8 protein-coding genes are annotated in these 9013 nt (G+C 68.5%); 3 read left to right on the forward strand and 5 right to left on the reverse strand.

From position 1 onward, the window contains the following. Nucleotides 1-45: 45 nt before the first annotated feature. The 5 genes from IO24_RS0138360 to IO24_RS0138380 form a co-directional block, all read right to left on the reverse strand. Nucleotides 46-1470: a glycoside hydrolase family 32 protein gene (locus IO24_RS0138360; protein WP_338055619.1), complete on the reverse strand. Its 1425-nt coding sequence runs from the start codon at nucleotides 1468-1470 to the stop codon at nucleotides 46-48. A gap of 110 nt (nucleotides 1471-1580) precedes the next feature. Beyond that, the gene (locus IO24_RS0138365; RefSeq protein WP_031144242.1) at nucleotides 1581-2453 is read right to left on the reverse strand and encodes a carbohydrate ABC transporter permease; all 873 of its coding nucleotides are present in this window, start codon (nucleotides 2451-2453) and stop codon (nucleotides 1581-1583) included. Between the two features lies 1 nt (nucleotide 2454). Continuing rightward, complete coding sequence (locus IO24_RS0138370; RefSeq protein ID WP_234335382.1) at nucleotides 2455-3381, reverse strand: carbohydrate ABC transporter permease; 927 nt, start codon at nucleotides 3379-3381, stop codon at nucleotides 2455-2457. Between the two features lie 86 nt (nucleotides 3382-3467). Beyond that, nucleotides 3468-4730 carry an ABC transporter substrate-binding protein gene (locus IO24_RS0138375; protein ID WP_234335383.1) on the reverse strand — a complete coding sequence of 421 codons (1263 nt, stop codon included), beginning with the start codon at nucleotides 4728-4730 and terminating at the stop codon, nucleotides 3468-3470. 186 nt (nucleotides 4731-4916) lie between these two features. Next, nucleotides 4917-5951, reverse strand: coding sequence for a LacI family DNA-binding transcriptional regulator (locus IO24_RS0138380; RefSeq protein WP_234335384.1), 1035 nt, complete (start codon nucleotides 5949-5951; stop codon nucleotides 4917-4919). Between the two features lie 265 nt (nucleotides 5952-6216). Between IO24_RS0138380 and IO24_RS42325 the strand changes: the two genes are divergently transcribed. Genes IO24_RS42325 through IO24_RS42335 form a run of 3 tightly spaced genes read left to right on the forward strand, consistent with a single transcriptional unit; the run spans nucleotide 6217 to nucleotide 8921 of the window. Next, on the forward strand, nucleotides 6217-6891 hold the full coding sequence (locus IO24_RS42325; RefSeq protein ID WP_078899564.1) for a LamG-like jellyroll fold domain-containing protein: 675 nt from the start codon (nucleotides 6217-6219) through the stop codon (nucleotides 6889-6891). After that, entirely contained in the window at nucleotides 6888-7994 is a 1107-nt protein-coding gene (locus IO24_RS42330; RefSeq protein ID WP_051906016.1) for a glycoside hydrolase family 32 protein, read from the forward strand. The genes IO24_RS42325 and IO24_RS42330 overlap by 4 nt, the downstream gene beginning before the upstream one ends. Continuing rightward, complete coding sequence (locus tag IO24_RS42335) at nucleotides 7995-8921, forward strand: GH32 C-terminal domain-containing protein (protein WP_051906017.1); 927 nt, start codon at nucleotides 7995-7997, stop codon at nucleotides 8919-8921. Nucleotides 8922-9013 lie beyond the last annotated feature (92 nt).

A 9013-nucleotide genomic window follows, 5' to 3' on the forward strand; every position in this document is an offset into this window, starting at 1 on the left:
CGAGGTGAGGACGGCGTTTTGAGGACACGTAGGACAGGCGGCGCGTTACGCGTCCTGCCCTTGGCTCGCCAGCAGCGGTTCCTGACGGATTCCGCCCGGGGTCAGGTTCCATGCCTCGACGGTGAAGTCGCTGCTGCCCGTGCCAGTCGTGCGGGCCTGCAGTCGCCAGGGTCCCTCGGCGAGTGGATAGAACCTGAGGGTGAGGACCCGGCCGTCGCCGAGATAGACCTCGGCGATCGAACGGTCCACGATCACGCGTAGCTCCACGGGGGTGCCGGTCGTCGCGGCTGGGCACGGGACGGCATATGAGCCTCCTCGTGCCCTCGCGTCCAGTGACGCGTGGCTGCGGTCCACGGTGAGCTGGCCGGTGGTGGGATCGAGGCTGATGTCGAGGTACTCGGTGTCGTCCGCGGCGGTGACCAGGCGCAGGCCGCTGGTGCCGGTGGTGTCCGGGGTCAGGACGGCAGTGAGGTCGAAGGTGCGGCTGACCTGGCCGAGTTCGGCGGCCCCGGACTGTGTGACGTGCCCGGTGCGGTGCAGTACGCGTTCGCCGCGCAGCGCGAGCAGTTCGCGAGCGGGGCGTTGGACGACCGTTCCGTCGGCGGCGAGGGTCACCTCGCGGGGGAGGGTGAGGGTGCCTGCCCAGCCTGCTTCATGCGCCCAGGCGTCGTCGCGGGCCTCCCACGCCCAGCCCCACAGCAGCCAGCGGTCCTCCCCCGGGGCCCTCAGCAGCGCGGGGGCGTAGAAGTCGGGGCCGTGATCCAGCGGCACCGGGGCCGCGGTCGCCGTGAAGCGTCCGTCCTGCTCGCGGCCGGTGTGGACGGTCGTGTGGCTGGGGCCGCCCTGCGGGGTCCAGTCGCTGATGATCAGGACGCCGCTGGCGCCGAGGGGCGCGTACTGGGGGCACTCCCATCCGACCGGGCCGGAGTCGGCCGCGGCATCGCTGACGTGGAAGAGGCCGCGGTACTCCCAGTGCTCCAGGTCGTCGGACTCGTACAGCTGCGCCGCGGCGCGGTTGTCGGCGAGAGCCGAGCCGACCAGCATCCGCCAGCGGCCGTCCTGCTGCCAGACGTAGGGGTCCCGATACATGGTGGTGTCGGCGGGCGGCTCGGGGATGAGCAGCTCCGGGCGTTTGGCCCAGGTGATTCCGCCGTCGTACGACTCGGCGGTGGTCACCGGCTGCCACCAGCGATCGGTGCGGTGGGCCGAGTAGAAAGCCACCATGCGGCCGTCGTCGGAGACCGCGTTTCCGGAGAAGCAGCCGTCGGCGTCGTAGCCGCCGGGGGTGGGGGCGAGGGCCACCGGGAGAGGTTCCCAGTTGATCAGGTCGGGGCTGCGGTAGTGGCCCCAGTGCACGTTCGAATGCCGCGGGCCGTACGGGTTGTACTGGAAGAAGACGTGGTAGTGGCCGTCGTGGAAGACCAGCCCGTTGGGGTCGTTGATCCAGTTGAGCGGGGGGCGCAGATGCACGGCCGGAAGGTGGGGGTCAGCAGGCGGCGGGGACACACGGGGCCTTTCTTGGGGTGCGTGAAGCACACGGGGAAGAAGAGGGGTGGAGAAACGCGGTGCGTTGCGCGGGTTCAGCCCTTCACGCCCGTCGACGCGATGCTGTTCACGAACGACCGCTGGAACGCCACGAACAGGGCGAGGATCGGCACGGTGATCATGGAGGAGTAGGCCATGATCTGGCCCCAGCCCACGTTGAGTTGGAAGAAGTAGGAGATGCCCACCATCACCGGCCGCAGGTTCTCGCTCTGCACGACCATCAGCGGCCACAGGTAGGAGTTCCAGGCGGGAAGGAACGTGAGGATGGCGACGGTGGCGACGGCCGGGCCGGACAGGGGCATGACGATGCGCCGGTAGATGGTGAACCAGCCGGCGCCGTCCACGATCGCCGCCTCGTCGATCTCCTTGGGGATGCTCTGGAAGTACTGGTGCAAGAAGAAGATCGAGAAGGCGTTGGCGATGAACGGCACGATCTGGACCTGGTAGGTGTCCATCCAGCCGGTGGTCCACTCCAGGTGGAAGCCGTTGACGCGGAGCAGCGGCAGTTGGTTGACCCACCACACCAGCGGCAGTGCGAAGGTCTCGAACGGCACGATGAGGGTGGCGATGATGCCAGTGAGGACGAGCTTGCGGCCGGGCCAGCGCATGCGGGACAGGGCGAAGGCGGCCATGCTGTTGACGATGATGCCGAGCACGACGGTGATCGAGGAGATCAGTACGGAGTTCAGCAGGAATTGTGCCGCCGGGACTCGCTCGAACACGGCCGTGTAGTTGTCCAGCGACAGGGCGCCGACCGGCAGGAAGGCGCGCAGGGAGCCCAGGTCGCTGAAGATCTGGTCGTCCGGTTTGAACGACGAGATCAGCATGAAGACGAGTGGGAGCGCGAAGACCAGGGCCAGGACGACACGGCCGACGTGACCGCCGAGGTGCTTGAGGACGGAGGTCATGTCAGTCCTTCTCCCGGGTCAGGAATCGCTGGACGAGGGACACGGCCAGCACGAGCACGAAGAAGATCAGCGAGATGGCCGCGGCGTACGCGGTCTGCTGCTGGTCGTAGCCGGTGTGCACGGCCTGGTAGACGACGGTGGTGGTGGAGTCGAGCGGGCCGCCTTGCGTCATCACCCTGATCTGGGTGAAGAGGCTGAACGCCGCGATGGTGATGGTGACCAGCACGAAGGTGCGGGTGGCGCGCAGTCCTGGCCAGGTGACGTGGCGGAAGCGGTGCCAGCGGGTGGCCCCGTCCAGGTCGGCGGCCTCGTACAGCTCGGCGGGGATGGTCTGGAGACCGGCCAGCCAGATGATCATGTGGAAGCCGACGCCCTGCCACACCGACATCAGGATGATGGCGGGCATGGCGGTGTCCGGGTTGCCCAGCCAGTCCGGGCCGTCGAGGTGTCCGAGGGTGAGCACCGAGATGACGTGGTTGACCAGGCCGTCCTGCCGGTAGAGGAAGGTCCACAGGAGGGACACGACGACCATCGAGGTGACGACCGGCAGGAAGTAGACGGTGCGGAAGAAGTTGACGCCCCGCACCTTCGCGTTGACCAGCAGCGCCAGCACCAGGGCGAGCCCGGCCTGCAGCGGGACGACGACGGCGGCGAAGTACGCCGTGTTGCGCAGGGACTTGTAGAAGACCGGGTCTTCGAAGAGCTGGGTGAAGTTGCGAAGGCCCACGAAGCGGGCCGGGGTGGGTGAGATCAGCCTCGCGTCGGTGAACGCCAGGGCGAAGGCGAGGGCGACCGGTACGACGAGGAAGACGATCAGCAGCACGACGGCCGGAGTGGCCATGCCGACGGCGGTGAGGCTCTCACGGCGGCGTGCGTTGGTCGTTCGGGTTCGCCGGACCGGACGCAGCCGCTCAAGGGCTGCGATCATGGTGGTCACGGTAGCTCCAGGGGGAGCCGGTCCGGTTCGGGCGCGCGAGGAGGCGCGGTCGGGGCCCGAACCGGACCGGAGCAGGGTCAGCCGGCGTTGTAGTTGTTCGTCTTCAGGTTGTTGTCGATGTCCTTCGCCGCCTGACCCAGAGCGTTCTCGGGATCGGCGCCGGACAGGATGTCCTGGGCCGCCTTCTCGAACTCGGTGGAGATGTAGGGGTAGGCGGGGGTCACCGGGCGTACCTCCGCGTACTTGCGCGCGAACTGGACGAGCTCGTTGAACTTCCCGCCCGGCTGGTAGCCGTCGATCTGCTTCGCGGTGGCCTCGGTGCCCGGGAGAGTGCCGGTGGCCTTGGCGTAGTCGACGAAGTACTTGGTCTGGCGGGAGAACTTCAGCCACGCCTGCGCGCCGTCCTTGTTGGAGCAGCTGGAGCTCATCGCCCACTGCCAGGAGGCGCCGCCGATCTTGGGACCGCGGCCGAAGTCGACCGGCGGGATGATCGCCAGGTCGTCGCCGAGCTTGTCGGCGTTCTTGGTCGCGTTCCAGCTGCCGTCCCACTGGATGGCGCTCTTGCCGGCCAGGAAGTCCTTGTTGGGGTCGGCGCCGGACTTCTTGGACATGTAGCCCTTGGCCACCAGCGATCGGAACCAGGTAGCCCATTCCACGGACTTCTTGCCGTCGAGGGTGCCGGAGGCGGTCTTGTAGCCGTCGCGGTTGACCAGGTCACCGCCGAAGCTCTGCAGCTGCGGGGAGTACGCGTACGACCACCACTCACCGGTGCCGCCGGTGCCCATCTCCAGCGGGTACGTGAACTTCCCGCTCTTCTTCAGCTTGGCGAGCGCCGCGTCGAACTCGGTCTTCGTCCACGGCTTGTCCATGGTGGGGATGCGGATGTCGTTCTCGTTCAGCACCGACTTGCGGGCGAAGAAGGCCAGGGACACGTCGTAGAAGCCGAAGCCGTAGACCTTGTCCTTGTAGCGGCCGACGGTGCTGGGCAGCTGGTCGGACAGCGGTACCTCGCTGCCGGAGACGTCGATCGGGGCGAGGTAGCCGCCCCACGCCCAGTTCGCCACGTTGGGCCCGTCCACGTCGAGCAGGCACGGCAGCTTGCGGGCCGAGGCGGCGGCGACGACGGAGTTGTTGTAGTCGCTCTGCGGGAACGCCTGGAGCTTGACCTTGTACTTGCTCTGGGAGCCGTTGAAGTCCTTGATGATCTTCTTGACAACGTCAAGTTCGGTCGAGTTGCCGGCGTTGTGCGTCCACAGGGTCAGTGTGTCGCCGTCGGCTCCGGACGTGCTGCCGCCGCTGCCGGTCGCGCATCCGGCGACCAGCGCGGTCGCCGCTGCCACAGCTACACTCGCACCAGCGAGGCGCCTGGTTCTGAACACCACGAGGGTTCCTCCATCTCACTGAGACGGGTCTTGCCGGACCCGCCTTGGCGACCGGTTGCGACGGTCGCTGTTCTTGGTGGTCGTCCCGCCGCCCGGAGGGTCAGAGCTCCTGGCGGCGGGACAACCGTCTTCGGGTGCCCGGTGTCAGCCCCCGGCGGGGGCGCCGATGGAGGCACGTTCCCGCAGCGGCATGGGCACACGGTGGACGACTGCTTCGAGCGGCCCCCTGCGGAGAATGAGCTCCACGGCGAGTCGACCCAGTTGGTAGTGCGGCAGCTTCAGCGTGGTGAGCGCCGGGCGCAGTACGGACGCGATGTCCTGGTCGTCGAAGGAGACCACCGACACATCGCCGGGCACCGACAGACCCGCCTCGCCGAGCGCCTGGTAGGCGCCGAGGGACACCCGGTCGGCCAGGCACACCAGCGCCCGGGGACGGTGGCCCGCCGCGAGCAGCGCGGAGACCTCACGGTAGCCGTCCGGCGTGTCCCAGTCGCACTCGATGACACCGTCCAGGCGCGCGCCGCCCTCCCGTAGTACCTCCTCCAGACCACGCATGCGCTCGTTGCCGGCGATGATCCCCTCGGGCGTGGCCGGGACGGCCTGGTGGCCGCCGATCGCCCAGATGCCCTCGGTGTGACCGGCCGCGAGCAGGGCGCGGGCCGCATCCCGGCCGGCCTCCAGCTCGTCCGGGACGACGGACGGCGCGTCGAAGCCAGGGGCGAGGCAGTTCAGCAGGACCACGCGGCGCCCGAAAAGCTCTTTGGGCGGAGTGACGTACCGGGTGAACATGGACGCGTAGATCACCGCGTCGACCTGGCGGTCCAGCAGCGCGTGGACCAACGAGGACTCGGCGTCGCGGTCGCCGCCCGCCTCCGTGATGAAGAGCAGGTTGTCCCGCTCCCGGGCGGCCTCCATCGCGCCGCGGATCACCTCGCCCGCGAAGGGTGTCGTGGTGATCCGGTCCGAAACGAACCCGATGGTCTGCGTCGACTTCGTCCGCAGGCTGCGCGCGGTGACGTTGGGGCGGTAGCCGAGCTCCTTCGCGGCGTCCAGCACCTTCTGGCGGGAGGCGTCGGAGATACGCATGTCGGTGCGACCGGACAGGGCGAACGACGCGGTCGTCGGCGAGACGCCCGCATGGCGGGCGACATCGGCCATGGTCACACGACGTTCAGACACGCTGCTCAGCTCCGTTGTTAAATCGGATTAGCAAGTTGCGAAGAGATTGATGCGCCTGTGGTCGGATGTCAACACCGCAGACATCTCGAATGAGAAACCGGGGAGGTATATGGCGATTTGTCCGCCTCTCTTGCATCCACCAGGTAAAACGGTATGCATTAGCCCTTGCGTTAGCAGGGGCGGGGCGCGAACGATGCCGAGCCATCTCGCTTAAACCGATTTGGCAGAGCGTCAGACCTGCCGCGCACCATCCAGGAGCCCGCCCATGAGGAGAAGAACAGCCCTCACCGTCGTGTCCGCCGCCATCGGCGGGGCCGTCGTACCGCTCTCGTTCGCTTCCGCTTCCGCCGCCGCGGAGGGCCGACGCGGTCCCCAAAGTCCCACCGCCCGCTGGGACTTCGACGAGCGCGGCGGCACGGTCGCCCGGGAGGCGGTCTCGGGCTCCGCAGACCCCATCGACTACGTCTTCGAAGACGCCCGCTACAAGCCGGACACCGACCCCGTCCGGCGGCGCGGAGTGCGCGGCCGGGCGCTGTACTTCGACGGCTACTCCACCGTCGTCACCGCCAAGGGCCCCGGCAAGCTGGACCCCGCCCAGGGCCTGACCGTCGACGCGTGGATCGCCCCTTACGCCTACGAGCACGGCATCGACGGCAAACCCCAGGCCCTGGTCAACCAGCACAACCCGGACGCGAAGACCGGCTTCCTGCTCGGCCTGCGCCGCTTCGGCCAGATCGTCTTCCAACTCGGCTTCGGCACCGACCTGATCGAGGTCAAGGGAGTCCAGGACCAGCCGGCCACCAAGGGCCGATGGACCCACGTCGCCGCCAGCTACGACCCGGCCGCACACCAGTTGCGCCTCTACCGCGACGGCCGCCTCATCGGTACCGCCACCACTCCCGACAAGGATCCCCAACTGGCCCCCATGAGCCGCTGTTGATCGGCCGGCACAACCGGCCCACCCTGCTCAACGGGGAGTTCCACGCCAACATGTACATGGGCCTGATGGACAGCCTCGTCATCCGCCCCGGCACCCTGGACGACACCACCGCCCAGCAGGAGCACGCCGAGAGGGTCGCCGCGCTGCCGGGCAACCGCGTGCCCCGCCCGGACCTGACGCTGAACCGGTCCCGATTCGACGGCGACCGGCACCGCCCCCAGTTCCACATGCTGCCGCCCTGGCACTGGATGAACGAGCCGCACGCACCCGTGTACTTCAAGGGCAAGTACCACATCTTCTACCAGCACGATCCACTCGGCCCGTTCTGGGGCCAGATCCACTGGGGACACGCCGTCAGCACCGACATGGTGCACTGGCGGGACATGCCCATAGCCCTCGCCCCGGCGGGGGACTCGGTCGGGCCGGACGGGATCTGGTCGGGCTCGGCGTACGTCGACGGCGACCGGGGGCCGGTGCTCTTCTTCACCGGCGACGACTGGCTGCCCTACCGTCAGCGCACCGGGATGGCCGTGTCCTCGTACAAGACCGACCGCGACACGGACCTGCCCACCTGGACCATGAAGTCCGAGCCGGTCACCGAGGCCCCGGCCGGTCTCCCCGCCGGCCCCGGCACCGCGTGGGCGGAGAACTTCCGCGACCCGTTCGTCTGGGAGGAGGACGGCGTCTGGTATCAGCTGGTCGGCAGCGGCATCGTCGACTACAGCGGCGCCCAGGTCACCAAGAAGCACGGCGGAACCGCACTCGTCTACACCGCGCGCAGGCCCGAGGGACCCTGGACGTACCGGGGTCCGCTGCACCGGAACGACCTCGCGAAGGTCCCCGAGCCCGGAGAGGTCTGGGAACTGCCGGTGCTCCTGCCGCTCCCCGGACCGAATGGCAAGCGCACCGGCAAGCACATCCTGCTGGTCAGCCCCTGGTGGGAGGCGTTCAACCCTGACGCCGTCAAGCACACCTACTACTGGATCGGCACCTTCGACAAGCGCGCGTTCCGCTTCGTGCCCGACCACAACAAGCCCCGCGAGTTCGACTTCGGCGAGCACTTCACCGGCCCGTCCGGCTTCGTCACCCCCGACGGCCGCTAGGTGCTCTTCAGCATCACCCAGGACCGCCGCAGCGAACAGCAGCACGCCCAGTCCGGCTGGGCCCACAACGCCGGTATGCCGGTCAGCGTCTCGCTGCGCCAGGACGGAACCCTCGGTGTCGAGCCGATCGATGAGGCGGCCGGACTGCGGGGCCGGCGGCTGGTCAAGATCCGTCAGGCTTCGGTGAAGGAGGCCGACCGCCAACTCGCCGGTGTCTCCGGTGACATGCTCGACATCGAGGCCGTCATCGAGCCCCGCGACGCCACGACCGTCACCCTGGCCGTCCGGGCGAGCGCCGACGGCAGTGAGCGGACTCTGCTCTCCTATGACACGAGCAAGCACCGCTTCTCCATCGACCGCGGCCGTTCCAGCCTCGACCCGGACGTCCGCAAGGGCATCCACGGCGGCACGGTCGAACTCGACGGCGAAAAGCTGAAGTTGAGAGTCCTGCTCGACCGTTCGATGCTGGAGGCGTACGTCAACGGCACCAACAGCCTCACCAGCCGCGTCTACCCGACCCGGAAGGACGCCACCGGCCTGCGGCTGACCAGCGAGGGTGGCTCCGCCCGGGTCGTCTCCCTGGACGTCTGGCGCATGAACGGCGCCTACCACACGTCCGTCGCACCGGCCGCCTACGACCCGCCGCGCCCGACGAACGTCGACGCCCTTCCCAACCACGACTTCGCCACCGGCGACCTCACCGGATGGACCGTCGTCTCCGGCACCACCTTCGGCGACGCCAACGTGACCACCCGTACCGACTGGGGCTGGGGCGGACCCTTCTACCAGGCCGAGACGGCGGACGACCCGGACGGCCACCACCTGTGGGGCTACAACCCGAACGCGGGCGGCGACGACGCCACGGGCGTACTCCGCTCCGCCACCGTCGTCCTCGAGACGGAACAACCGCCGAGCTTGTGCGCTTAGACGTTGTTTCACTTGGTGAGTCGGCGGTAGCTGATGAGGGCTGCGGCGATGCCGACGAAGGCCAGGAAGTGTTCGGCCTTTCGCTCGTAGCG

It is taken from the genome of Streptomyces flavovariabilis, assembly GCF_000725785.1.
GTDB lineage: Bacteria > Actinomycetota > Actinomycetes > Streptomycetales > Streptomycetaceae > Streptomyces > Streptomyces hawaiiensis.